Source organism: Candidatus Methylomicrobium oryzae, from assembly GCF_016745425.1.
Lineage (GTDB): Bacteria > Pseudomonadota > Gammaproteobacteria > Methylococcales > Methylomonadaceae > Methylomicrobium > Methylomicrobium oryzae.
The window spans coordinates 195,688-220,336 of sequence record NZ_JAERVK010000002.1 but is presented as its reverse complement, the minus strand read 5'-3'; the positions used below and the strand labels follow the sequence as shown (position 1 = coordinate 220,336).

General features: G+C 57.9%; 20 protein-coding genes. 4 read left to right on the top strand and 16 right to left on the bottom strand.

All coding sequences use genetic code 11. The annotated features are described in order from the left end of the window. Window positions 1–98 precede the first annotated feature (98 nt). Window positions 99–1,544, top strand: a complete 1,446-nt coding sequence (locus JJL52_RS03070; RefSeq protein WP_202050924.1) for an aldehyde dehydrogenase family protein — start codon at window positions 99–101, stop codon at window positions 1,542–1,544. A 304-nt stretch (window positions 1,545–1,848) separates the two neighbouring features. Next, the gene (locus JJL52_RS03065) at window positions 1,849–4,803 is read left to right on the top strand and encodes a bifunctional diguanylate cyclase/phosphodiesterase (protein ID WP_202050923.1); all 2,955 of its coding nucleotides are present in this window, start codon (window positions 1,849–1,851) and stop codon (window positions 4,801–4,803) included. A 98-nt stretch (window positions 4,804–4,901) separates the two neighbouring features. Here JJL52_RS03065 and JJL52_RS03060 read toward each other — a convergent pair whose 3' ends face one another. From JJL52_RS03060 to nrdR, 11 genes are all read right to left on the bottom strand, one after another. Further along, window positions 4,902–5,363, bottom strand: a complete 462-nt coding sequence (locus tag JJL52_RS03060) for a nucleoside deaminase (RefSeq protein ID WP_202050922.1) — start codon at window positions 5,361–5,363, stop codon at window positions 4,902–4,904. 24 nt (window positions 5,364–5,387) lie between these two features. After that, a complete protein-coding gene (locus JJL52_RS03055; RefSeq protein ID WP_202050921.1) occupies window positions 5,388–6,812 on the bottom strand; it encodes an MBL fold metallo-hydrolase in 1,425 nt (474 codons plus the stop codon). Window positions 6,813–6,828: 16 nt separating this feature from the next. After that, entirely contained in the window at window positions 6,829–7,797 is a 969-nt protein-coding gene (locus tag JJL52_RS03050; RefSeq protein WP_336885031.1) for a glycerophosphodiester phosphodiesterase, read from the bottom strand. Further along, the gene (locus tag JJL52_RS03045; protein ID WP_202050920.1) at window positions 7,767–8,279 is read right to left on the bottom strand and encodes a phosphatidylglycerophosphatase A family protein; all 513 of its coding nucleotides are present in this window, start codon (window positions 8,277–8,279) and stop codon (window positions 7,767–7,769) included. The genes JJL52_RS03050 and JJL52_RS03045 overlap by 31 nt, the downstream gene beginning before the upstream one ends. After that, a complete protein-coding gene (gene thiL / locus JJL52_RS03040) occupies window positions 8,263–9,198 on the bottom strand; it encodes a thiamine-phosphate kinase (RefSeq protein ID WP_202050919.1) in 936 nt (311 codons plus the stop codon). Before thiL ends, JJL52_RS03045 begins: the two co-directional genes overlap by 17 nt. Window positions 9,199–9,312: 114 nt before the next feature. Then, window positions 9,313–9,771, bottom strand: a complete 459-nt coding sequence (gene nusB, locus JJL52_RS03035; protein WP_202050918.1) for a transcription antitermination factor NusB — start codon at window positions 9,769–9,771, stop codon at window positions 9,313–9,315. Next, complete coding sequence (gene ribH / locus JJL52_RS03030) at window positions 9,771–10,244, bottom strand: 6,7-dimethyl-8-ribityllumazine synthase (RefSeq protein ID WP_024299248.1); 474 nt, start codon at window positions 10,242–10,244, stop codon at window positions 9,771–9,773. The genes nusB and ribH overlap by 1 nt, the downstream gene beginning before the upstream one ends. A gap of 227 nt (window positions 10,245–10,471) precedes the next feature. After that, window positions 10,472–11,602 carry a bifunctional 3,4-dihydroxy-2-butanone-4-phosphate synthase/GTP cyclohydrolase II gene (gene ribBA, locus JJL52_RS03025; RefSeq protein ID WP_202050917.1) on the bottom strand — a complete coding sequence of 377 codons (1,131 nt, stop codon included), beginning with the start codon at window positions 11,600–11,602 and terminating at the stop codon, window positions 10,472–10,474. A 10-nt stretch (window positions 11,603–11,612) separates the two neighbouring features. Then, on the bottom strand, window positions 11,613–12,269 hold the full coding sequence (locus tag JJL52_RS03020) for a riboflavin synthase (RefSeq protein ID WP_202050916.1): 657 nt from the start codon (window positions 12,267–12,269) through the stop codon (window positions 11,613–11,615). Window positions 12,270–12,513: 244 nt separating this feature from the next. Continuing rightward, on the bottom strand, window positions 12,514–13,602 hold the full coding sequence (ribD, locus tag JJL52_RS03015) for a bifunctional diaminohydroxyphosphoribosylaminopyrimidine deaminase/5-amino-6-(5-phosphoribosylamino)uracil reductase RibD (RefSeq protein ID WP_202050915.1): 1,089 nt from the start codon (window positions 13,600–13,602) through the stop codon (window positions 12,514–12,516). Next, the gene (nrdR, locus tag JJL52_RS03010; protein ID WP_202050914.1) at window positions 13,603–14,055 is read right to left on the bottom strand and encodes a transcriptional regulator NrdR; all 453 of its coding nucleotides are present in this window, start codon (window positions 14,053–14,055) and stop codon (window positions 13,603–13,605) included. A 675-nt stretch (window positions 14,056–14,730) separates the two neighbouring features. On the opposite strand from nrdR, the gene JJL52_RS03005 reads away from it, so the two are divergent. Next, complete coding sequence (locus JJL52_RS03005; protein ID WP_202050913.1) at window positions 14,731–18,423, top strand: FAD-dependent oxidoreductase; 3,693 nt, start codon at window positions 14,731–14,733, stop codon at window positions 18,421–18,423. Between the two features lie 446 nt (window positions 18,424–18,869). Next, a complete protein-coding gene (locus JJL52_RS03000; RefSeq protein WP_202050912.1) occupies window positions 18,870–19,091 on the top strand; it encodes a PA3496 family putative envelope integrity protein in 222 nt (73 codons plus the stop codon). Between the two features lie 65 nt (window positions 19,092–19,156). Here JJL52_RS03000 and grxC read toward each other — a convergent pair whose 3' ends face one another. The 5 genes from grxC to JJL52_RS02975 all read right to left on the bottom strand — a co-directional run bounded on the left by grxC (window position 19,157) and on the right by JJL52_RS02975 (window position 24,582). Next, window positions 19,157–19,411 (bottom strand): glutaredoxin 3, encoded by a 255-nt coding sequence (gene grxC / locus JJL52_RS02995; RefSeq protein ID WP_202050911.1) that lies wholly within the window; start codon window positions 19,409–19,411, stop codon window positions 19,157–19,159. A gap of 49 nt (window positions 19,412–19,460) precedes the next feature. Further along, entirely contained in the window at window positions 19,461–21,788 is a 2,328-nt protein-coding gene (gene topA / locus JJL52_RS02990) for a type I DNA topoisomerase (RefSeq protein ID WP_202050910.1), read from the bottom strand. 93 nt (window positions 21,789–21,881) lie between these two features. Next, on the bottom strand, window positions 21,882–22,349 hold the full coding sequence (locus JJL52_RS02985; RefSeq protein ID WP_005368871.1) for a Smg family protein: 468 nt from the start codon (window positions 22,347–22,349) through the stop codon (window positions 21,882–21,884). Between the two features lie 15 nt (window positions 22,350–22,364). Next, window positions 22,365–23,495, bottom strand: a complete 1,131-nt coding sequence (dprA, locus tag JJL52_RS02980) for a DNA-processing protein DprA (RefSeq protein WP_436231504.1) — start codon at window positions 23,493–23,495, stop codon at window positions 22,365–22,367. Next, window positions 23,464–24,582, bottom strand: coding sequence for a LysM peptidoglycan-binding domain-containing protein (locus JJL52_RS02975; RefSeq protein WP_202050909.1), 1,119 nt, complete (start codon window positions 24,580–24,582; stop codon window positions 23,464–23,466). Before JJL52_RS02975 ends, dprA begins: the two co-directional genes overlap by 32 nt. Window positions 24,583–24,649 lie beyond the last annotated feature (67 nt).

The following is a 24,649-nucleotide window of genomic DNA, read 5'->3' as shown; positions in this document are numbered from 1 at the left end:
TCTCCTAGCTTAAACCTGGACGCTAGCCGAATGGTTTAACGCAAGGGCGATTTACCCTTCCCGGTTCTGCAAGAGAGTTTCCGTGAGGCTAGAAGCGTATGGCAGATATTCAGCAATCTCCTCATCCGATTTACGTGGCCGGAGAATTCAAAACCGCCGCCGATGCGCTCGCTGTGTTCAGCCCTTATACGCAGCAGTGCGCTTTCCGGACTTTTACCGCCGGCGCAGACGAATATGAAGCAGCCGTTACCGCCGCCTGTGCCGTACGCCGATTGATGCGCGACCTGCCGGTCTACGAGCGCTTCCGAATTTTAACCGAAACTGCGCAAGGCATTCTTGCCCACCGCGACGAGCTGGCCGTGATCATGGCGCGCGAAGCGGGGAAACCGCTGAAAACCGCGAACGTCGAAATCGAACGCGCGGCGCAGACTTTTCAGACCGCAGCCGAAGAAGCCAAGCGCCTGCCGGGCGAAGTGCTCAGCATCGACTGGCACCGTTCCGGCATACATAAGGACGCCATCGTCAACTATTTTCCGGTCGGCGCGGTAGCGGCGATCACCCCGTTCAATTTTCCGCTGAATCTGGTCGCGCATAAAATCGCCCCGGCGATCGCGGCCGGCTGCCCGATTGTCGTGAAGCCGGCGTCGAAAACGCCGATCACGGCGCTGACGCTGGCCAAAATCATCGACCGTGCCGGCCTGCCGAAAGGCGCCTTATCGGTGTTGCCGATGGACCGCATGGGCGGCAATCGGCTGGTTACCGATCCGCGTTTCGCCTTGCTCAGCTTCACCGGTTCGGCGGAGAACGGCTGGAAGATGAAACAGCAGGCGGGTAAAAAGAAAGTGCTGCTGGAACTCGGCGGCAATGCGGCGCTGATCGTTTCACAAGATGCCGACGTGGTGACCGCTGCCGCAAAAGCGGCCGGAGGCGGATTTAGGTATGCTGGCCAGTCGTGTATCCATACGCAGCGGATCTATGTCGAAAGGCCGATTTTCGAGCCGTTCGTCAGCCATTTTCTGGATACGATGGTGAAGCTGGTGATCGGCGATCCGGAGAAGCCCGATACCGATCTGTCGGTGATGATCTCCGAACGGCATGCGATGCGCATCGAATCCTGGGTAAAGGAAGCTGTCGCGGGCGGAGCGACGTTATTGGCGGGAGGAACGCGCCAGGGCTGCTTATACGCGCCGACCGTATTGACCGGCGTCCATCGCGGCATGAAAGTCTACGCACAAGAAGCGTTCGCGCCGGTTGTAGTAATCGAACCCTTTACCGATTTCAAGGTCGCGGTCGACGCGGTCAATACCTCGAACTTCGGTTTGCAGGCGGGCATATTCACCTTCGACAGCCGGCGAATCCGCTACGCTTTTCAGCATCTGGATGTCGGCGGCGTCCTGGTGAACGAAGTGCCGAGTTTCCGTGCCGATCATATGCCTTACGGCGGCGTCAAGGATTCGGGCCTGGGACGGGAAGGGCCGAAATATGCGATGTTGGAAATGATGGAGCCCAAGATATTGGTCAGCGACCATAGTTCCGGCCTCTAAGCCGGGCTGGAAATCCGGTTTGTCGCAGAAATCCGCGCCCTTCGAAGCTTTTGGGGGTTGCGGACAGGAGCCGGGGCAATGCCGTTAAGCCAGGCGGCCAGTGAGGCCTTTCCCTGAGGCGAAAGGTAAAGGCATCGGCTAGCTTCGCCGTATCGATCCGGCCGCTTTTGCCGATAGCCGTGACTTTGCAATGCGAAAATAGGCGAGACCGCTCCGCAAAGTTCTATTCCTGTGCTACCCTTTCCGCGTGAAAACAGAAACTCGACACTCCACTTCCCGAAGCAGATTTTCCATTCCATCGCTGTTGCCGTGGCTGGTTCTGTGCAGCGTACTGCTGCTAACTTACGCGCTGGAGAATGCCGTATCCCGCAATAACCGGGAGAATGTGCGCGAGCATTTCGACTTTCGTTCCAACGAAATTGTGGTCAATATCGAAAACCGGCTGCGGGGCTACGAACAGGTGCTGTTGGGCGCGAAAGCGCTGTTCGTCTCGTCGGTCTCCGTGGAACGCGACGAATTCCGCGAATACGTCAGCAGGCTCATGCTGCAGCAGCAGTATCCCGGCATCCAGGGCGTGGGATTTTCGCAGTTGGTCAAGGCCTCCGCCAAGGAGGCTCATATCAGGCACATTCGCGGTCAAGGTTTCCCCCAGTATACGATCCGCCCGGACGGGATGCGCGACTTCTATACGTCCATTATTTATCTGGAACCTTTCGACTGGCGCAACCAGCGCGCCTTCGGCTACGACATGTATTCGGAAGCGGTGCGCCGTGCGGCCATGAAGCGTGCGCGCGACGAAAACCGGGCCATCGTTTCCGGCAAGGTGACGCTGGTGCAGGAGACCGAAAATAATATGCAGCCCGGTTTTCTGATGTACCTTCCCGTCTATCGCAACGGCCAGCCAGACGATACGCCGGCGGATCGGCGGAAAAACCTGATCGGCTGGGTCTATGCACCCTTCCGGATGTTCGACCTGATGCACGGCATATTGGGTCAACACTTCGGCGAGATCGGCAATTCGCTGGTCTTTTATATTTATGACGGGAATCGCCCTTTGCAAGCCGCTTTGATGTATAACTCCGGCGCGGAAACCGGGGCCCCTGCCGCCGACCGCGAGCCGGTTTTTCGCTCGATCAGAACCTTCGACGTCGGCGGTCATCTCTGGACAATCGAAGTGCGTTCGCTGCCCAACTTCGAATCCAGATTGAAAAGCCATGATGCGCAATTCATCCGCATTGCCGGAGGGCTCGGCAGCATGCTTGCCTGCCTGATTGTCTGGCTGCTGGTGACGGGACGCGACCGCGCGTTTGCGATTGCCCGGGTTATGACCCGCGAATTGAGGGAAAGCGAATCCCATACCAGCCGGCTCAACCGGTCGCTCAAACTGTTGAGCGACTGCAACATGGCCTTGGTGCGTACCGAAGAAGAGAATCAGTTGTTGTCCGAGATATGCCGGTTGATCGTCATGCGGGGCGGCTACCTGTTGGCCTGGGTGGGATTTGCGGAACACGACGAAGCCAAGACCGTTCGCCCGGTAGCGCAAGCCGGTTTCGAAAAGGGCTACCTGAACAGCGTGAACGTCACCTGGGCCGATACCGAACGCGGACGCGGCCCGACCGGTACCGCGATCAGAACCGGTCTCCCGAATATCAACCAGGATTACCTGGACAATCCGCTCATGGCTCCCTGGCGCGAAGCGGCGTTGCAGCGCGGCTACCGGTCGAGCATTGCACTGCCCTTGATCGGCAATAAAGGCGTTTTGGGTGCACTCACCCTCTATTCGCAGGAACCCTTCGCCTTTAGCTCCGAGGAGGTGCAACTGCTGGAAGAACTGGCCGGCGACCTTGCTTATGGAATCGAGACGCTGCGCACTCGGGCCGAGCATAAGCGGGCTGAGGAACAATTGTCTTTCATGGCCTACCACGATCCTCTGACGCAATTGCCCAATCGCCGGCTTCTGCGTTCCCGCTTCGATCAGAAGATCATAGCCGCCGGCCGCAATTCCGCCCATGTAGCCATGCTCTACCTCGGACTGGACAATTTCAAGCAGGTCAACGATACGTTGGGCCATAGCCAGGGCGACAGGCTATTGCTTCTCGTCGCGGAAAGGCTGAACCGCTGCATCGGGAATACCGGTATGCTGGGCCGCAACGGAGGCGATCAGTTCGTCGTGCTAATGGCGGATGTGCGCCAACCGGCTTGCATCGATGCGGTTGCCCGGAGCATCATCGAGGCTTTTACCGAACCTTTCACGGTCGAGAATAACCTCATCAATGCTACTTTCAGCATCGGCATCAGCGTGTTCCCGAACGACGGCACCGACTTTGACGCCTTGTTCAAAAAAGCGGATACGGCGATGTTTTACGCGAAGGACAGCGGCCGGAACACCTACTGCTTTTATACAGAGCAAATGAACAGCGACGGGATGGAACAGATGTGGCTGCAAGGCCAGTTACGCGGCGGGCTGAAAAACCGGGAGTTGCTGCTGCACTATCAGCCGCAGATCGATTTATCCAGGGGATGCATCTCCGGCGTTGAAGCGCTGTTGCGCTGGAAGCATCCCGAGCGGGGCATGATCTCGCCCGCCAAGTTCATTCCGCTTGCCGAGCGTAGCGGCTTGATCATCCCTATCGGCGAATGGGTGCTGAACGAAGCGTGCCGCCAGGCCAAGTCATGGTTCGACGAAGGGTATCCTCTGGTCGTGGCGGTCAATCTTTCCGTCTTGCAGTTCAAGCGCGGCAATCTTCTGGAAACTGTCGCGCATGCGCTTGAAAACTCGGGTTTGCCGCCCAGTCTGCTCGAATTGGAGCTGACCGAATCCATCCTGCTGCAGGACCAGGAAGCCGCCATAGAAACCATCGCCGAATTGAAGAAGAGGGGGATCAAGCTGTCGATCGACGATTTCGGTACGGGCTATTCCAGCCTATCCTACCTGAAACGGCTGGCCGTCGATAAACTCAAGATCGACCAATCCTTCGTGCGCGATCTGGCGAGCAATCCGGAAGATGCGGCGATCGCCAGGGCGATCATTCTGCTCGGGCATGCTTTACAGCTTACCGTCATCGCCGAAGGGGTGGAAACGAAGGCTCAATTGGATTTTCTGAAAAACGAAGGCTGCGACGAGGTGCAAGGGTTTTACTTTAGCCGCCCCGTTCCCGCCGCCGAAATCGCTGGCTGGTTTGCGCAAGATGTTTCGCCGGTTCATGGGGATTCGGGCCGCGTTATGCAGAATGAGTGCTTGGACGAGCTTGGCGATTGACGATATAAAGGGACTGATGCTGCGGACTGGCCCGATCGCAGCGCATTCAATCGGAAGCGCGCCGTACGGCGGGCGGCGGGGTACCGTTACGCCGGAACTCAGGCTCCGATATCTTCGTTCCAGAGCGCCCGATGATTCCGGATGAACTGTTCCATCAGGTCGATGCAGCGGGTATTCTGGAGCACGTCGACTTTTACGCCCCGGTTCCGCAGCAACGCTTCTTCTCCCAGAAAGGTGAGATTTTCGCCGACGACGACATGCGGAATGCGATAAAGCAAAATCGCGCCGGTACACATCGCGCAGGGAGACAACGTCGTGTACAGGACGCTCTGCGTGTACACCGAGGCGGGCAGGCGTCCCGCATTCTCGAGCGCATCCATTTCACCGTGCAGGATCGCGCTGCGCTGCTGAACCCGCCGGTTGTGACCTCGCCCGATGATCCTGCCCTGATGAACAAGCACCGAACCGATCGGGATGCCGCCTTCCCTCAGGCCGGCTTCCGCCTCGGCAATCGCCGCCTGCATGAACGGATCTATTGAAGAACTGGGATTTACAGGCATGGCGGCACCTCAAGAAGTTGGATTTCAGAGTGGAATCATTCCCGGCGGCTCAAGCCATTTTTCCAGATCGTAACGCTGATGCAGAGCCGGTATCTTCACCTCGGTATTCAGCAGTTTGTTCGCGAAGATCGGAATCACCTCTTTATCGCCGTGCACCAGAAAAGTCACCTTCGGCCGGCCCGCCTGCTTGTGCCAGGCCAACAGCTCGGCCTGGTCCGCATGCGCGGAGAAGCCGCCGATCGTATGGATTTCGGCATTGACCGGAATCTCTTCCCCAAAGATTTTAACCGATTCGGCACCGTCTACGATCTGGCGCGCCAACGTCCCGTAGGCGGCGAAGCCCACGAAAATGATCGCGTTGTTACGTCCCCAGAGGTTGTGCTTGAGGTGATGCTTGACTCGGCCACCGGTACACATGCCGGAACCGGCGATGATCACCGCGCCGCCGGCGAAATTATTGATCGCGATCGAATCGGCGGTTTCCCGGGAAAAACGCAGGCCGGGAAACATGAATGGATCTTGGCCCGAGGCCAGGGTCGCACAGGTCTCCTCGTCGAAACACTCCGGATGGCGCTGATAGATTTGCGTTGCGGAAATTGCCATCGGCGAATCGAGGAACACCGGAAGATAAGGCGGAAGATGTCCCTGGTTGATCCCTTCGCGCAGGTAATAGAGCATTTCCTGCGCGCGTTCGAGCGCAAAGCTGGGAATGATCACGTTGCCGCCCCGGCCCAGGGTTTTGCGGATGGCCGCGTAGAACTCTTCCAGCGTCGGTCCCAGCGCTTTATGCAGGCGGTCGCCGTAAGTGGTTTCCATCACCACGATATCGGCCGGCGGGGGCGGCGCCGGATCCCGGATAATCGCCCGTCCGCTGTAGCCCAGGTCGCCGGAAAACAGGAGCCTGTGCGACCGTCCGTCCTGTTCGATATCGAGTACGATCGCGGCGGACCCCAGGATATGCCCGGCGTCGATGAAGGTCGCCTTTATTCCGGGAGCGATCATAACAGGTTGGTCGTAAGCCGCGGCGCGGCCGAAAAAGCCGAAGCAGTTCAATACGTCGACGACATTATAGATCGGCTCGATCGGGGCCTCATGGCCGTGCCTGGAGGCTTTCTTGGCCTTATAGCCGGCTTCGTCTTCGAGCAGCTTCGCGGAGTCCAGCAATACGATGCGCGCCAGTTCGCAGGTTGCCGCGGTCGCGATGATTTCGCCTTTGAATCCCTGTTTGACCAGTAATGGGATACGCCCGCAGTGATCCAGGTGGGCGTGCGTCAGCAGCAGGTAATCGATGCCGGCGGGATCGAACCCGAACGGCTCGGCATTCTCTTCCTCCATTTCCCGGCCGCCCTGGTAGAGCCCGCAATCGATCAGTACTTTCTTGCCGGCGGCTTCCAGGAGATGACAGGAACCCGTTACATTCTGATCGGCACCGTGGAATTCGAGTTTCATGAAGCAATCTCCCGGCTTAAGCCGTCAGTGCGGCCGTTTCGTCGAGAACCTCGCGAACCCGGTTCGGATAATCCGAAATCAGGCCGGTCACCCCCGCCGCGATCAGCTGCCGCATCTGCGCTTTATCGTTGCAGGTCCAGACGTTCACCTGTTTGCCCAGCCTGCGCAGGGCATCGATCGGTTCGCTGTCCAGGCGGCGGCGGATGGAATGGAGCCCCAGGGGCTCGGTGCCCGGATGAAAGGCGTCCGCGCCGATGCGTTCGAGGTAGTCGCCGGGGAGCGCCAGGCGTTCGTTGGTCAGGACCGCGGTCGCCACAGCCGGCGTACGTTGCCGCACCTGCCGCAATTGTTCGTGATCGAACGAGGAAATCAGGACGTCGGCCTGCATCGCCAGTGCTTCGACCAGATCGAGCACCGCGTCGGTCAACCCGGCATACATGCGCGGCAGCATCTTGAGTTCGATGTTGACCTTCAGGCCCAGGTTTCTGGCCAGTTCGAGCGCCTGCCGGAGCGTGGGCACCCGGACCGCGCCGGAGGCGTAACGGGCGAGATCTTCGGGCGGAATATAACGGGCGAATTCGTCCGGGGTCAAGCTCTGCAGAAATCCTTGCCGTTTCTCGGGCGACAGCGCCAGCTCCTGCGTAAACCAGCGGCCGGCATCGAGCTGCCGGATTTCTGTGTAGGTAAAGTCGGAAATGCAATAGCTCGGCTGTTCCGGAAACCGATCCTTCACATCGGTACAGCGGAGCAGATTGTCGTCATGGTGAACGATGAGCTCGCCATCACGGGAGAGGTGCACGTCCAGTTCGATCATCTCGCAGCCGAAGGTTTGCGCCTTCGCAAACGCCTCGAGGGTATTTTCGGGCGCAAAAGCGCGCGCGCCGCGATGAGCGATATTCAGGATGCGCGGCCGGGGTTCGGCGCCGTTATTATCCGCCACGGTCAACGCCTCCCTCAAAGCCAGCCCTGCTGCGCGGCCGCCCACAGCAGCGCTCCTGCGAACACCGCCGCCAGCACGTCGTCGAGCATGATGCCGAGGCCGCCCATCACTTTCCGGTCGATCCATTTGATCGGCCAGGGTTTGAGAATGTCGAAAATCCGGAACAGCACGAAGCCGAGTAGCAAGGCTTCCCAGGAAAAAGGGACCAGCCACATCGTGATCAGGAGCCCTGCGACTTCGTCCCAGACAATTCCGTTGAAGTCGTGCTCGCCGAGTTTTTCGGCCGCGATCCCGCAAATCGGGATGCCCGCCAGTATCGCGGCGGCGGTCAGCACGCTGTAGACCGGCAGGCCCATTTGCACGAACAGCCAGTACAAAGGAATCGCGGCGGCGGTGCCGAAGGTGCCGGGCGCCTTTCTGGCGAGCCCGGAGCCGAAACCGAAAGCCAGGAACAGCACCGGATCGGTCATGATCTGCCTGGCGGTCAATTGATTCCGACCGAGTCCCGTTTTATGAAAAATGTTCATAGCCTTGCGCCTTTAAAAAAAATGTCGTGCCCGATTTGTTCAGCCGGAGGCCCGGCTCCGGTTCGATCACGCCGATTTTATGACATCCGAAAGGCAAAGCTGAAATTTTTTCGGGGCTGACCGTGAAACACAGCTCGTAATCGTCCCCGGCGGTCAGCGGCAGCCGCCAGTCGCCGGTCGCTTCGATGTAGGCTTTCGCTTCCCCTGACAAAGGCAGCGAGTCCCAATCGAGCGTCGCGCCGACGCCGCTTTGGGCGAGGATATGGCCGAGATCGCCGGCAAGGCCGTCCGAAATGTCGATGCAGGCATTCGCGATGCCGCGCAGCGCCTGGCCTTCGGCGCACCTCGGCTCGGGCTGGTGGAAACGGTTTAAGGCCGCTTCCGGCCGATCGCAGCGGTAACCCTGGCAGATTTTCAGGCCAAGCCCGGCATCGCCGAGATAGCCTGTTACGTAGATCCAATCCCCGGGCTTGGCGGTGGACCGCTTCAAGGCTTGGCCTGCCGGCACCAAACCCATCGCCTGCACGGTCAGGGTCAGCGGTCCCGACGTCGTGTCGCCGCCGATCAGATCGACCGAGTAACGGGCGGCCAGGTCCAGGAAGCCTTGCGCAAAATCGGTCAGCCAGGCTTCGTCGATTTTCGGCAGGGTCAGCGCCAGCGTGACGGACAAGGGTTTCGCGCCCATCGCGGCCAGATCGCTGAGATTGACCGCCAGCAGTTTATGCCCCAGCCGGTGCGGATCGGCGCCCCTGAAAAAATGCACGTTTTCGACCATCGTGTCGGCGGTGATCGCGAGTTCGAACCCTTCCGGAATCGAAAGCAAGGCGCAATCGTCGCCGATGCCGAGACGGGTGCACGGATTATCGACTTGCTGGTCGGTAAAAAAGCGCCGTATCAGCGAAAATTCGGAGAGGGGCATGGTTTTAAGGCATTCATTTCAAACAGAAATGCCGTACGATGGGTACGACTACAAGGACGTAGGAGCTACGCCCCCAAGTATGGGGGCGAGGCCAAGCCGTAGAAAAAAGCTTAACTACTCCGATCCCTGCGCTTTAGTTCCCGCGCTCTTTTTGTTTTTGACTTCCGGCGCGCGCTTTTTCTGCGCGACTTTATCGAGAATCCCGTTTACGTATTTATGGCTGCCGTCGGCGCCGAAACACTTGGCCAGATTGATCCCTTCGTTCAGGATGACCCGGTATGGCATGTCCAGGCGGTACTCAAGCTCGTAAACGCCGATCCGCAGAATCGCGCGCTCGACCGGATCGATCTTGTCAATCGGCCGGTCGATAAATTCGGACAGCAGCAGATCGATCGCCTCCAGATTTTTCGGAACGCCGTACAAGAGCTCATTGAAATAGCTTTTCTGCGCATCTTTCAGGCGGCCGTCTTCGAGAAACTGGCGTTCGATTTCGCCAAGGTTGTGTCCGCTCATCTGCCATTGATACAAAGCCTGGACAGCGGCTTGGCGGGCATTGGTGCGGGCCTGGCTCATCAGTTGTCCAGCCGGTTGAACAGGCTGACCATCTCGATCGCGGACAGGGCCGCTTCGGCGCCTTTGTTGCCGGCCTTCGTGCCGGCGCGTTCGATCGCCTGTTCGATCGTATCGACGGTCAATACGCCAAAGCTGACCGGCACATTGTATTGCAGCGAGACGCCGGCGAGCCCTTTCACGCATTCGCCTGCGACATATTCGAAATGCGGCGTGCCGCCCCGGATTACCGCGCCGATTGCGATAATCGCGTGGTATTTCTGCGAAGCGGCGACGCGTTGCGCAACCAAAGGCAATTCGAACGCGCCGGGCGCCTTGACCAGATGAATGTCCGCCTTATTCGCGCCGTGGCGAACCAGCGTATCGATCGCGCCAGCCTCCAGTTGCTCGACGATGAAACTGTTGAAACGGGAGGCGATGATGCAAAATTTGCCGCCTTCCGCCGAGAAATTGCCTTCAAACGTGGTAATGCTCATAGAAAATCCGCACTAATAAAGAGAAATGCGCCGGCAGGCAGAGGCCGGGCGCGCGTATGCTCGTACGCGAGAATACGCGGGTTCAAAAAGCCCTGCTCGCTCAGGGGAAAATCGTTGGGTTTTACGCGGGGCTGCCGTTTTAGCGGGCGAGGCGGCGCAAGGCGGAATCGGCACGCGGAGCACGTTAGCAAATCCGCCGGGGTTGCGCCGGACGCACCGGCTCCGCCCTACACGGCTGGCTCGTCCGATGCGCCTGCGCCGACATGTTCGGACACTTCCAGATCGAAGCCCGACAGGCCGACATATTTTTTCTGGGCGCCCAGGACTTTCAGCTTGTGCACGCCGAGATCGGCCAAGATCCGCGCGCCGGTGCCGGTCATCCGCCAGTCCGGCCCTTCGAATTCGTCCTCGCCGACATGGATGCCGTTGTCCTGCAATTGATAGCGGTGGATCAGCTCGACCAAGGATTTAGTATCGTCGCTGCGCCGGATCACGACCAGTACCCCGCGGCCGGCTTCGGCGATTTTCTGCATCGCTGCGCGGATCGAGACGCTGCTTGCGTTGCGTTTCGAGGCAAACAGATCGTCAAGCAGGTTGCGCGCGTGGACCCGGACCAGCACCGGCTCGTCGCCGGACACCTGTCCCATCACCAGTGCCAGATGCAGGTTGTTGTCGTTGCGGTCCTGGTACGCGTAAAGCCGGAAATCGCCGAATTCGGTCGGAAGCTGACACTCGCTGATCCGTTCGAGCGTGTTCTCATGCTGAATCCGGTAATGGATCAGGTCGGAGATCGTGCCGATCTTCAGATTGTGCTCGGCGGCGAAGCGTTCGAGGTCGGGGCGGCGAGCCATGGTGCCGTCGTCGTTCAGGATCTCGACGATCACCGCGGCCGGCTCGACGCCGGCCAGGCGCGCCAGATCGCAGCCGGCTTCGGTGTGGCCGGCCCGGTTCAGCACGCCGCCCGATTTAGCCATCAGCGGAAAAATGTGACCGGGCTGGATCAAATCTTCCGGCTTGGCGTCCGGCGCAACCGCGCACTGCACGGTGCGGGCCCGGTCGGCGGCGGAAATGCCGGTCGTGACGCCGGTCGCCGCTTCAATCGAAACGGTGAAATTGGTCGAATGCGCGGTTTTGTTCTCGTTGGTCATCAACGGCAGGCGCAGCTTCTGGCAGCGTTCGCTGGTCAGCGTCAGGCAGATCAGGCCGCGTCCGTAGCGCGCCATGAAATTGATGTCTTCGGGGCGCGTGAACGCGGCCGCCATCACCAGGTCGCCTTCGTTCTCGCGGTCCTCGTCGTCCATGATGATGACCATCTTGCCCTGGCGCAAATCTTCGATGATTTCTTCGATTGTGTTCATAGCTCTAATCCTATCCGCCTAAAAATCCGCTGCGCTGCAGCAGGTCGAGCGTGACCTTCTCTTCCGGCTGGGCGGTCTGACCGAGCATCAGCCGCTCCAAATAGCGGGCCAGAAGGTCCACTTCGAGATTGACGACGGTGCCGGGAGCTGCAAAGCCCAGTGTGGTTTCCTTCAGCGTGTGCGGTACGATGTTCACCCCGAAAACGCTGCCTTCGACTTCGTTGACGGTCAGGCTGATCCCATCCAGACAAACCGAGCCTTTCTCGGCGATGTATTTGGCCAGAGGGTCCGGCGCCTTGAATTTGAAGCGTACCGAACGCGCATCCGGTTTCCTGTCGATCACGGTCGCCAGGCCGTCGACATGGCCGCTGACGATATGGCCGCCGAGCCGGGTCGACGGGGTCAGCGCCAGTTCCAGGTTGACCGGCGTGCCGACCGTGGCGCTTTTCAGGCTGGTTCGGGACAGGGTTTCGTTCGAGACATCGGCGGAAAACGAATGCGGCCCCAGCGCGATCGCGGTCAGGCAGACCCCGTTCACCGCGATACTGTCGCCGAGCGCGGTGTCTTTCAGCGAAAGCTTGCCGGTATCGATCGTGAGCTTGCAGTCGCCGGCCTGTTGCTCGATGCCGGTGATTTTCCCGATTGCCAGAATGATGCCTGTGAACATGAAGTAAGCGAATATATTTAAAAAACTGTAGGGTACGCTGGCGTACCTTTTCGTGATTACCGATGTGCTCCAAACTTTGAACAGGTACGCACTCGGCAACTGCTCCCTGCGTTGCTCTAACTCCTGCATCCTTGCAGTCGTCGGCAATTGCTCCTGCATTGCTAAACCACAAGGATGTGGCGAATGCAGAAAACGCAGGAGCGGTTTTCTGCCTACCTCCTGCATCTCTGCAGTCGAGTGTACCCTACATCCCGTAAGTCAATTTCAGATCCGGGCCGATCTGTCTGACGTCGGTCAGTTTCAATATTTTTTTGTCGGCCATCGTTCGTATGCCGGGCAGCGTGAACAGGCCGCGCCCCCGGTCGCCCAATACGCAAGGTGCCATATAGACAATCCATTCGTCGGCCAGGTTCTCGGCCAGTAAGGCGCCGTTCAATATCGGCCCCGCTTCGACCAGCAATTCGTTGATTTGCTGGTCGGCCAGGAAAGCCATCACGGCATTCAAGTCGATCCGGCCGTTTTTTTCGGCTATTCGGTGAATTTCGAAACCGGCTTTCTGCAGATCCGCCATTCTGCGCTGATCGCCGCTGGCTGTCAAAATCAGGCTGCGCCCCGGCAATTTCGCCAATTGCGCATGGGCCGGCATCCTAAGGCGCGTATCCAGCACGATCCTGACCGGTTGCTGCACGCCGTCCTCGATCCGGGCGGTCAGCGCCGGATCGTCGGCCAGCACAGTGCCGATACCGGTCAGAATCGCCGAACTTTGCGCCCGAATCCGGTGCACGTCCTGCCGGGCTTCGCTGGAAGTGATCCATTTGCTTTCGCCGGATTCCAGGGCCGTCCGTCCGTCCAGGCTCATCGCGAGCTTGCTGCGCACGAAAGGCCGTCCCGCGGTCATCCGCTGGATGAAGCCGCGATTCAATCGACGCGCATCCTCCTCCAGTATGCCGCAGACCGTTTCGATGCCGGCCTCCCGGAGCTTGGCCAGGCCGCTGCCGGCGACCAGAGGGTTAGGGTCCTGCATTGCCGTCACGACCCGGCGGATGCCGGCCCTGATCAACGCGTCGGCGCAGGGCGGGGTTCTGCCGTGATGGCTGCACGGCTCCAGCGTTACATAGGCGGTAGCGCCTTGGGCGTTTTCCGCCTGCTTGAGCGCCGCGATTTCGGCATGATCGCCGCCGGCCCTGACGTGCCAGCCTTCGCCGATCACTTGGTCATCGCGGACCAGGACACAGCCGACGCGCGGGTTCGGATGGGTCGTGTATAAACCGTTGCGGGCCAGCCGTAAGGCTCTGGCCATGTAATGAAAATCCCGGCTGCCTGCGGAATCCATCTATTTTTCTTGCAGATGCTTGATCATGTCGGTGAACTCGCTGACATCCTGAAAGCTCCGGTACACCGACGCGAAGCGGACATAGGCGACATGGTCGAGATGACTCAGCTCGTGCATCACTTTTTCGCCGAGCTGCTGGGCGGTAATTTCCCGATCGCCGGAGCTCATCAAGGCTTTCTTGATCCGGTTCAGCGCCATTTCGATATCGTCGCCGCTGACCGGCCGTTTTTCGAGCGCCCGCATCATCCCGGAACGCAGCTTCTTTTCGTCGAACGGCTCGCGGCTGCCGTCGCGCTTGACCACGCGCGGCAAGCTCAGTTCGGCGGCTTCGAAAGTCGTAAACCGCTCCTTGCAGGCCGTGCATTCGCGGCGTCGGCGGACCTGGTCGCCTTCATTCGTCAATCTGGAATCCAGAACGCGCGTATCTTGGGCGGCGCAAAACGGGCATCGCATAGCTGATCTTTATCTGCCGATAAACCGGCGAATCGTTTCAAAATTTCTCATTGTATAACACTATCGGCCCATTCGCATTGAATTTTCAACGGTTTGCGTGAGAAAGGGAACCGATCCCCCGGGGGATTTGCCAAATCGGGGAAAAACCTTGGCAGAGAACCCGGGGTTCTCCGCAGGCTTTTCCACAGCCTATAACGATGCCCAGGCACGCCGAAGGATCGTAAGACGAGCGTTACTTTTTTATCGAAGTATTCCGGCAATGCTGTTTACGATCCTATATCTCATTGATATTAAATTATAAATTTCTAAATCTGCAGAAGACTGTTCGCCCGGCAGCTAGGTTGCCGATTTCGTCGGAGGAAGCGAGCGGGAGAGTTGCCGTCAGTTTACTCACAGAGTTATCCACAGGATATGCGAATGACCCCGCATCGCAGGCCATAATCGAAGCTTTTTGCCGGAACGCCGAAAATTTCGCCCGGCAATACAGGCCGTGCCGCGAGATTTGCCGGTCTGAAGAAACCAAGCAGGGATAAAGATTCGATTTTTGTAGAAATGTCAATAAAAAATTTATATAATGTTCTGTTACATCGACTCATTTGCAATTCTCATAAGAACTGACGCAGGCGAATTTTCGCACCGTTTGGACTGTCTTGAGCTAATCAACCCTAAGTGACTATGGATCATAACGACTTTACGCTTGGAATTCCCGGCTTTACTTACCCTGATTTATACGACGCCCGACGCCTGAACGATCTGCTCGAAGCGTTCGACGCCTCGGTAAAACGCCATGCCCCCGAATTGTTCGAAAAATTTGCCGCTTACCGCCAATGTCAGGGTGAAGGAATGGCGGTCGAGGCGGTATCGGACCTGCTGGTCAAAATGGGGCCTTATGTCGGGCGTTTCGTCGCGAAACTGTTCGGCGTCGAGGAAGAGCATCAGGCCCAGGCGGCAAAGATTCGGGAAGAGTTCGATACCGTCTTCACTTACAAAAACGAAGTCGTCGCGAAACTGAATCTGGTTTTCAAGGACCAGGCGATTTCCGAGTGGGATGTCGAGGGTATCCAAAACCGCTTCGAGTTGTTGATCGGGGCCGCGTTTCCAGAAGCGGCTCTCGATAGCGATGCCGAACGCCGGGTTGCACGCACAGGCGGACTGATCGGTCAATTGTCCTCGCATTACAAGGCCATCGCGAAAGGCAAGGACGGCACTTACCCGAATGCGGACGCAGCCGCCGAGAAACTCCGCGCGCAGCTTGCCGCACATCCCGAGGCGGCAAAGGCGTTTGTCGAAGTCATCGCGGCAGCCGATGCGGCGAGCTTTATCGATGGGCTGATGGATCTGGCCCAGCGTTGGGCTTTCATTGCCCAGCATGATCCCGAGATCGCGGAACACTGGCTCAGCTTCAAATTCCCCGAAAAGCGCGATTTCGAAAACCTGGTCGAGCACAACGTGATCGATAAGGGCGAATTTTCGGTCTGGATGGGCGAGCTGGCGCACCGCCGCCGCCGCGACGGTTTCAAGCTGACCGATCCGCGTTTCAACGAGCGTCAGGCTTTGTCCGAAGTCGATCACTGCATCTATTGCCATGACCGGGATACCGATTCCTGCTCGAAAGGGATGCGCAACAAGAAGACCAATACCTACAAGGTCGACCCTTTGGGCGTGACCACTACCGGTTGCCCGCTCGAAGAGAAGATTTCCGAGATGCATCTGGTCAAGCGCGGAGGCGACAATATCGGCGCGCTGGCGATCATCATCGTCGACAATCCGATGTGCCCGGGCACCGGCCACCGGATCTGCAACGACTGCATGAAGGGCTGCATCTATCAGAAGACCGATCCGGTCAACATTCCGCAAATCGAAACGAACGTCTTGACCGACGTCTTGTTCATGCCGTACGGCTTCGAGATCTACAGCCTGCTGACGCGCTGGAATCCTTTAAACGTGAAGCGCCCGGTCATGAAGCCTTACAACGGCAAGAATGTACTGGTCGTCGGTCTTGGACCGGCCGGCTACACGATGAGCCATTACCTGCTGAACGAAGGCTTCGGCGTAGCCGGCATCGACGGCCTGAAGCTGGAGCCGCTGCCTGCCGCATTGACCGGCGATGGCGACACATTGCCTCAGCCGATCGCCGATTTCCGCGAACTTTATGAGGATCTCGACAAGCGCATTCTGGCCGGTTTCGGCGGCGTCGCCGAATACGGGATTACCGTACGCTGGGACAAGAATTTCCTGAAGGTGATCTACCTGACGCTGCTGCGCCGGAACGCGTTCCGCGCTTACGGCGGGGTCCGCTTCGGCGGCACGATCACGATCGAGGATGCCTGGCGGATGGGCTTCGATCATATCTGTATCGCTTCCGGCGCCGGCAAACCGACGATCATCGACCTGAAAAACAACCTGCTCCGCGGCATCCGCAAGGCGTCCGACTTCCTGATGGCGCTGCAGCTGACCGGCGCGGCAAAGGCCTCGTCGCTGGCAAACCTGCAGGTGCGCCTCCCGGCCGGCGTGATCGGCGGCGGTCTAACCGCGATCGATACTGCGACCGAACTGATGGCGTATTACCCGGTGCAGGTCGAAAAAATGCTCGGCCGCTACGAAACGCTGGTATCCGTCTACGGCGAAGAAGCGGTGCGGAAGCGCTACGATCAGGAAGAAGCAGTCATTCTGGACGAATTCCTGGGGCACGGCCGGGCAATCCGTGCTGAACGCGAGCGGGCCGCCGCGGCCGGCGAAGCGCCGAACTTCCAGCCGCTGGTCGAAGGTTGGGGCGGCGTGACTCTGTTCTACCGGAAAGGCATGAAGGATGCGCCTGCTTACCGGCAAAATCACGAGGAAATCTCCGAAGCGCTCGAAGAAGGCATTGCGCTCGCCGAAGGCATGAGCCCGGTCAGCGCGATTCCTGACCAGTACGGCCATTTGCAAGCTGTCGAGTTCGAAAAGCTGGAGTTCGAAGAAGGCCGCTGGGTCAGCAAGAAACAGATGGTGACCGTGCCGCTGCGCAATCTATATATCGCGGCCGGCACTTCGCCGAACACGATCTATCAAAGCGAGTACCCGGAAACGTTCGTAATGGACAAATGGTTCTTCCAGCGCTACCAGCCGGAATGGCACGACGGCAACCTGGAACTGGTGCCGATGCACGACGAGGCCGCGCCGAAACTCGGCAAGCCTGCGCCGCTGACTTCTTACCGGAAGGAAGGCAAATTCATCAGCTTCTACGGTGACAACCACCCGGTCTATGCCGGCAACGTGGTCAAGGCGATGGCAAGCGCGAAGAACGGCTATCCGCACGTTGCGAAATTGTTCGAGAAAGATCTGGCAGGACTCGATCCTGCCTTGCAGGCAGAGCGAAATGCCGGCCTGAAAGGGTTTTTCGCGTCGCTGGACGAAGCCTTTACCGCGACGATCGTGGCAATCAACCGCCTGACGCCGACAATCATCGAGGTGATCGTAAAGGCGCCGATGGCGGCGGCCAAATTCGAGCCGGGCCAGTTCTACCGCCTGCAGAATTTCGAAGCCCATGCGCCGGTCAAGGGCGGCACCGTGCTGGCCGCCGAAGGCCTGGCGCTAACCGGAGCCGAAGTCGACAAGGAAAAAGGCACGATTTCGCTGATCGCGCTGGAGATGGGCTCGTCATCGCGCCTGTGCGCAACCTGGAAGGTCGGCGATCCGCTAATCCTGATGGGCGTGACCGGCGCACCGACCGAAATTCCGACCGGCCAAACTGTGCTGCTGATCGGTGGCGGCCTCGGCAATGCGGTATTGTTCTCGATCGGCAAGGCATTGCGGAGCGCCGGCAACCGCGTGATCTATTTCGCCGGGTACAAGTACCGCCGGGACATCTTCAAGGTCGAAGACATCGAGGCGGCATCCGACGTGATTATCTGGTCGGTCGACAATACCCCGGGCGCCGAGCCGTTCGAACCGACGCGTCCGCAGGACAAGACCTTCGTCGGTAATATTCTGGAATGCATGGTCGCCTATGCGAAAGGCGAACTCGGCGAGCAGCCGATTTCGCTTGCCGATGTGGACCACCTGATCGTGATCGGTTCGGACCGGATGATGGCCGCGGTGAAGGACGCGCGCTTCAACGTGCTGAAGCCGTACCTGAACAAGGTCCAGCATGCAATCGGCTCGATCAACTCGCCGATGCAGTGCATGATGAAAGGCATCTGCGCACAATGCCTGTGCAAGCATGTCGATGCGGAATCCGGCAAAGAATATTTCGTGTATTCCTGCTACAACCAGGATCAGGATCTGGACAAGGTCGACTTCCCGCATCTGAACGCGCGTCTGCGTCAAAATACGGTGCAGGAAAAGCTGTCGAATCTGTGGCTGGATTATCTGCTCGAAAAGCAGTAAATCCGCTTCCCTGAAGCAGGGCTGCCGGAAGGGCGGTGCGGTCGCCAAGCCCTTCCTCCGGCTCTGCTTTGCGCCGGCTTGAAAGATTAAGAGCCGACAGAGAACTTTTGAAGGTTTTTCCGGTCCTTAGAAAGGAAATCGACTGTTTATCGGTAAGATAAAAGGTGGATTTCTCCCGGCGTCCATTCTGAGGAATTCTTAACCCCGCTAACGTCGTAGATCAGCGGGGATACGCGGTGAAAAGCGGCTGATTTTTTCGATACGAAATAACTTCGGAACGGCTTGAAATTCGCGAAAGCCGCCGCCATTATTCCAAATAACCTTGGGTTTGGCTGTTTGAAACGGATAGCGTTTTGATGCCGGACGCCGAATGCGTTAATTCAACTTGTTTCCGATCTTTCCGGGGAAACCGCCGGGAAGCATCATTGTTTTTAAAGAGTGTAACTATGGCAAGAACTTCTGTAAAGTTGGCGAGCAAAGCCGACGAACCTTTGACTCATATGGATCATGATGACGACATTTTCGACGATGCCGAATTTGGAGCGCTCGATTCGAGCGAAGGCGATACCGTCAAACGCGATGCTCGCCGGAAAATTGAAATTTACTGGGAAAAAAAGCGGCTCAGAGAGCAGTTCGACGATCTCGACGAGGCTGAATTAGGATTTTGAGCCTTCCTTCTCTCCGGGGCGTCAATCGCCCCGGCTCCCGGTCTTCCCTGTCTGCTTCCAGCAACTCATTTCTCCAATAGCGGATCCAGCTGCTTCGACTGGTCCAGTGCATACAACTCATCGAAACCGCCGATGTGAAGGTCTCCGATGAAAATCTGCGGAACGGTGCGCCGTTTCGATTTAGTCATCATTTCTTCGCGCAGGCCGGGCTCCGCATCGACATTGATTTCGGTGTAGCTGACGCCCTTCCTGTCCAGCAAACGCTTTGCCATAATGCAGTAAGGGCATATTCTGGTCGTATAAATAGTGATATTCGGCATAAATCGGCTTGGGGATCGAATTTAGGCCCTGCGAGCCAAGCCCGAGAAGTCAGGCTCTGGCTTCTCGGGGCCCTTGCGCATCGGCAGGGTCGCCTTCATAAGGCGTCGCATAACTGCAATCTTTCTGCGGGCAGACTTTTTCGACACCACGCCGCTTCGTTTCCTTGACGGTCAGCACCGGCCAGTTACATTCCGGGCAGCTTTCCTTCAGCGGCGCATTCCAGAGCGCATAGTCGCATTTCGGGTACTCCGAACAGGAATAAAAAATCTTGTTGCTGCGCGACTTGCGTTTCAGGATGCTGCCTTTTTTGCACTTCGGGCATTCGACGCCGGTATCGAGCGGTTTTTCCAAGGGTTCGATATGTTTGCACTTCGGGTAGGCGCTGCAGCCGATGAATTTGCCGTAGCGTCCCGATTTCAGTACCAGCGGCGAAGCGCACTTCGGACAAGTCCGCCCGTCGACAACTTCAGGCTCCGCGGCTTCGTTTTGATCCTCGTTCAGATTGCGGGTATAGGAACAGCCCGGGTAATTGGTGCAGCCGATGAAGCGGCCGTTGCGGCCCAGACGGATCGACAACGGGCTGCCGCATTCGGGGCAGCTTTCGTCGAGCGCTTCCTGGGTCACGTCCTTGCGCTGCACGTTTTCGTCTTTTTCCTGGATCAGCGTGTTGAACGGGTTCCAGAACTCGCTCATCAGCGGAATCCAGTCCTTTTCGCCGCGCGACACCGCATCGAGATCGTCTTCGAGCTTTGCGGTGAAATCGTAATCGACATACTTCGTAAAATGCTCGGTCAGAAACTTGTTCACGATCCGGCCGACGTCGGTCGGATGGAAGCGTTTGTTTTCGAGCGTCGCGTAGTCGCGGTTCTGCAGGGTCGAAATGATCGAGGCATAGGTCGACGGCCGGCCGATTCCATGCTCTTCGAGCGCCTTGACCAGGCTCGCTTCGCTGTAGCGCGGCGGCGGTTCGGTGAAATGCTGCGCATTGACGATGTCGTTCAGCGGCACGGGGCGGCCTTCCGCAAGCGGCGGCAGAAAGCTTTCCTTGTCGTCGCTGTCGCCGGCGTCGTCCCTGCCTTCCAGATAGACGGCCATGAAGCCCGGAGAGGCGATCGTCGAACCGGTCGCCCTGAATACATGCTCATTGCGTTCGCCGCAGGTCAGGTCGACCGCGATCATGTTGATCGTGGCCTGAGCCATCTGGCAGGCGATCGTGCGTTTCCAGATCAAGTCGTAAAGTTTGAACTGCTCGTCGCTGAGGTGCTTTTTGAGCTGAGCCGGTTGATAGCGGGGATAAGTCGGCCGAATCGCTTCATGCGCCTCCTGGGCGTTTTTCGATTTGGTCTTGAATATCCGCGGTTCTTTCGGCACGTTTTCGGGGCCGTAGTTTTCTGCGATCATCTCGCGCATTTCGGCAACCGCCTCAACCGATAAATTGACCGAGTCGGTACGCATGTAGGTGATCAGCCCGGCGGTTTCGCCGCCGATGTCAATCCCTTCGTACAGCTGCTGGGCAACCATCATCGTGCGTTTGGTCGTAAAGCCGAGCTTGCGCGCAGCTTCCTGCTGGAGGGTCGAAGTCGTGAAGGGAGGCGCGGGGTTACGCTTCTGCTGCTTCTTTTCAAGCTTGGCGACGACCAGGCGGCCGTCCGCGGCCTCCAGCAAGGTCTGCCGAGCCTGCTCGGCGGTTTGCCGGTCGGTAATGCTGAACTGATTCAGTTTCTCGCCGTTCAGATGCGTCAGCTTGGCCTTGAAGGTTTGCTCGTCTGCCGTCAACAGCGCATCGATGGTCCAATATTCACGGCTTTTGAACGCTTCGATTTCCATCTCGCGTTCGACGATCATCCTGAGCGCAGGGCTTTGCACGCGGCCGGCGGACAAGCCGCGGCGGATCTTTTTCCAGAGCAGCGGCGACAACTTGAAGCCGACCAGGTAATCGAGCGCCCGCCGCGCCTGTTGCGCATTGATCAGGTTCGTCGCCAGTTCGGACGGATGCGCGATCGCTTCGGTAACGGCCTTCTTGGTGATTTCGTGAAAGACGACCCGGTGCACTGCCTTGTTTTTCAAGGATTTCTTTTCCTTTAGCAACTCGTACAGGTGCCAGGAGATTGCTTCGCCCTCGCGGTCGGGGTCGGTAGCGAGATACAATGCGTCGGCGTCTTTGAGCGCCTTGCCGATTGCCTGCACATGGCGCAAATTACGCTCGATCACCTCGTATTTCATCGCAAAATCATGGTCCGGATCGACCGCACCTTCCTTCGGGATCAAATCACGGACATGTCCGTAAGAGGCCAGCACCTGAAAATCCTTGCCGAGGTATTTTTCAATGGTTTTGGCCTTGGCGGGAGATTCGACGATAACAAGATTTTTGCTCATTTATCCTTAAAATAAAGTCAAGGCCCAAGTGCGGGCGGTCGGATGAATCGGTGAGGTCTTCGAACCTCGAATCGCGTACCCGAGCCTCAAACATCAATGCAAATAGGTTGGAATCAGATCGTAAACGAAATCTTCCATTCGGGAGAACGCGATTTCCTGATCAGGTTGGCTCAAGAGCACCATCAGCACGATCCATTTGAGTTTTTCGACCGAAATTTCCTCGTTTTCGAGCGCCATCGCCCGATCGATCACAATCTCGCGATTGGCGGAGCTTAAGATGCCTTTCTGCTCCAAAAACAGGATCAGATCGAGGCAGTCGGTGCTCAGCTTGGCTTTTTCCTCGGCACAAAAAATGCGGAACGCCGGAGCGACGGTCGGTGAAATCGCGCCTTGCAAACTCAACGATTCCAGCCAGTCGAACGCCTTGCTGACTTCGATCTGTTCGAAGCCTGCTTCCAGCAGCTCGGTTCTGATCACATCACTGTCGGGAAGAATTTCGGTTTCGCCTTCCATATAGTTTTCGAAGAGGTACATCAGAACATCAAAAATATTTTCTTTCATAGCGCCCGCCAGAGATTATTTTATTCGGGTATAACAGCCACCCGCGACAGCTGAAACGTAACCGTTCAGCTCCAGGATTAACAGCATTGAGGCGATCGTTTCGACCGATTTGCCGGTTTTCTCGACCAGATCGTCGATGGATGTGGGGTCATACATGACAAGATTCAATAATGTTTGCTGCTCCAGGTCAAGCATTGATTGTTCCTGCGGCGGGATATAATTCATATCTTCTTGATAATATTGACCTAATTCCTCAATAATATCTTGCACCGTTTCGACAAGTTTGGCACCTTCGCGGATCAGGGCATTACAGCCGCGCGCCAAAGGATTATGGATCGAGCCGGGAATCGCAAAGACCTCGCGGTTTTGCTCCAGCGCCAGGCGCGCCGTGATCAGCGAGCCGCTCTCTCTGGCCGCCTCGACAACCAGAAGGCCACGGCACAAACCGCTGATGATCCGGTTTCGGCGCGGAAAATGATGCGCCTTGGCAGGAGTGCCGGGCGGCAGTTCGGTCGCGATGGCACCTGTCTCGACGATGCGCATGGCCAGATTTTTGTTTGCGGCGGGATAGATGCGGTCCGGACCGGTGCCGACCACGGCCACGGTCAGCCCTTGACCTTCCAGAGCGCCTTCGTGGCCGGCCGCATCGATTCCCAAGGCCAGGCCGCTGGCAATCACGAAGCCGTGTGCGCTGAGCGCCTTGGCGAATTGGAAGGCGGTTTCCCGTCCCACTGCGGAGGGATTGCGGCTGCCTACAATCGCGATTTGCGGCCGGGCCAGGAGAATCGGATCCCCACGCACGAACAGCACCGGAGGCGGATCGGCGATGTGCTTCAATGACTCGGGATAAGCGGGATCGTCAAACGTAACAATGTGTTGATCCGGTTCGCTCGACCAGGCCAGATCGGCCTCGATCAGCGGCCAGTCGGGATGCTTAATCGCCTGGACAGCGGCGGGCTTCAGGCCCAGGGAGGCCAACGCGGAGGAAGACTCGGAAAACAGCTGCGCCGGAGAGTGTGTTTCCAGCAGATCGAGAAAAGTTCTGCTGCCGACTCCCGGCACACGCAGCAGCGCAAGCCAATAAGAAAGATCGCAAGAGGCGTTTGGCGTAGGGCTACTCCGGAGATTGAACCTTGTCGAGGACATGGATGTCTCTCTGCGCCTGCATCACCAGTGCATAACTAACCCGCTCGAAAGGCCGGAATACCATCAGCTTGCCGGCATATTCGTCGGGCATTTGCACGGCGTCGTTTTTGACCGGGCTGTAAGGGTCCGAAGCAATTTTGCCGCGCTGGTAAATGTCCAGTTCGTGACCGGTTTTTAGGCCGTCGAAAATGCCCTTGTCGATCACGACGACATTATACCGGCCGATTTGGGTGACTCCGTCGAGCACCCCGATGATATTGCCTTTGATGCTTGCCTCGGGCGGTTCCGGGAAATAATTCAGCACGACTTCTTCTTCGCTGGTGGGGAGAACCCGGTCGCCGGCGAGGATTTCGCTTTTTGCTTGGGTGATCGTCAGCGTGGCGGGATCGCCGGGTTCCTGCAGGGTCAGGTCGGCGATGTACTTGGCTTCGTACCCCAACACTTCCTCGGTGGTCGGATTTCTCAAGATATCGCCTTCGCGGTAGACGGCATACGTCAGACTGTCCGGCTGCTCGATCGCACGGGCATACACTTTGTCGCCATTGCCTGCAATCAGATGCTCTCCGGCAATGTCCACTATATAAGGTGCCTGGTTCAATTCGTTTTCACCGAGCACGCGCGGCAGGGACAGGAACTTCTGAATCGCTTCGGCCGGAATCAATTGCACGGCCTTGGCGGTTGCCGACTCGCGTATGCAGGGTTGCAGCTTGCCTTCGGGAGACAGCGCAAAACTGGTGCGCCCGTTTTTGATGTCCGCTTCGTTGAGAACACAAGGTCCGGCGGAGGGAGAAACGGCGGCCGCTTCGGTCGGAGAGAAACTCAGCCGGGGCTGGCCGTTCACCACCGAAAAATAGATCGTGTCGCCGGGATAGATCAGATGGGGATTTCTGATCTGATTGTTATGACTCCACAGAAGGGGCCATTGCCCCGGATTCTTTAAAAACTTTCCGGAGATATCCCACAGCGTATCGCCTTCTGCCACCGTATAGCGGTCGGGATGGGAGGGATTCAACCTGATTTCTTCAGCCAGCACCGCAGAGCAACACACCAAGGGAACTATAAAGCCGAGAATTGTTCGAAAAGCCATAAAAAACCTGCCGAGTGTTTTTAAACTGTCTGATTTTAAAGTTTAGATGAATTAAGATAGGAATCAA

Bases quoted from the DNA above. Each gene is read 5' to 3' on its own strand.
- JJL52_RS03070 (WP_202050924.1), top strand. From the start codon at position 99: ATGGCAGATATTCAGCAATCTCCTCATCCGATTTACGTGGCCGGAGAA.
- JJL52_RS03060 (WP_202050922.1), bottom strand. From the start codon at position 5,363: ATGCCTGTAAATCCCAGTTCTTCAATAGATCCGTTCATGCAGGCGGCG.
- JJL52_RS03055 (WP_202050921.1), bottom strand. From the start codon at position 6,812: ATGAAACTCGAATTCCACGGTGCCGATCAGAATGTAACGGGTTCCTGT.
- JJL52_RS03045 (WP_202050920.1), bottom strand. From the start codon at position 8,279: ATGAACATTTTTCATAAAACGGGACTCGGTCGGAATCAATTGACCGCC.
- thiL (WP_202050919.1), bottom strand. From the start codon at position 9,198: ATGCCCCTCTCCGAATTTTCGCTGATACGGCGCTTTTTTACCGACCAG.
- nusB (WP_202050918.1), bottom strand. From the start codon at position 9,771: ATGAGCCAGGCCCGCACCAATGCCCGCCAAGCCGCTGTCCAGGCTTTG.
- ribH (WP_024299248.1), bottom strand. From the start codon at position 10,244: ATGAGCATTACCACGTTTGAAGGCAATTTCTCGGCGGAAGGCGGCAAA.
- ribBA (WP_202050917.1), bottom strand. From the start codon at position 11,602: ATGAACACAATCGAAGAAATCATCGAAGATTTGCGCCAGGGCAAGATG.
- JJL52_RS03020 (WP_202050916.1), bottom strand. From the start codon at position 12,269: ATGTTCACAGGCATCATTCTGGCAATCGGGAAAATCACCGGCATCGAG.
- ribD (WP_202050915.1), bottom strand. From the start codon at position 13,602: ATGGATTCCGCAGGCAGCCGGGATTTTCATTACATGGCCAGAGCCTTA.
- nrdR (WP_202050914.1), bottom strand. From the start codon at position 14,055: ATGCGATGCCCGTTTTGCGCCGCCCAAGATACGCGCGTTCTGGATTCC.
- JJL52_RS03005 (WP_202050913.1), top strand. From the start codon at position 14,731: ATGGATCATAACGACTTTACGCTTGGAATTCCCGGCTTTACTTACCCT.
- JJL52_RS03000 (WP_202050912.1), top strand. From the start codon at position 18,870: ATGGCAAGAACTTCTGTAAAGTTGGCGAGCAAAGCCGACGAACCTTTG.
- grxC (WP_202050911.1), bottom strand. From the start codon at position 19,411: ATGCCGAATATCACTATTTATACGACCAGAATATGCCCTTACTGCATT.
- topA (WP_202050910.1), bottom strand. From the start codon at position 21,788: ATGAGCAAAAATCTTGTTATCGTCGAATCTCCCGCCAAGGCCAAAACC.
- JJL52_RS02985 (WP_005368871.1), bottom strand. From the start codon at position 22,349: ATGAAAGAAAATATTTTTGATGTTCTGATGTACCTCTTCGAAAACTAT.
- dprA (WP_436231504.1), bottom strand. From the start codon at position 23,495: ATGTCCTCGACAAGGTTCAATCTCCGGAGTAGCCCTACGCCAAACGCC.
- JJL52_RS02975 (WP_202050909.1), bottom strand. From the start codon at position 24,582: ATGGCTTTTCGAACAATTCTCGGCTTTATAGTTCCCTTGGTGTGTTGC.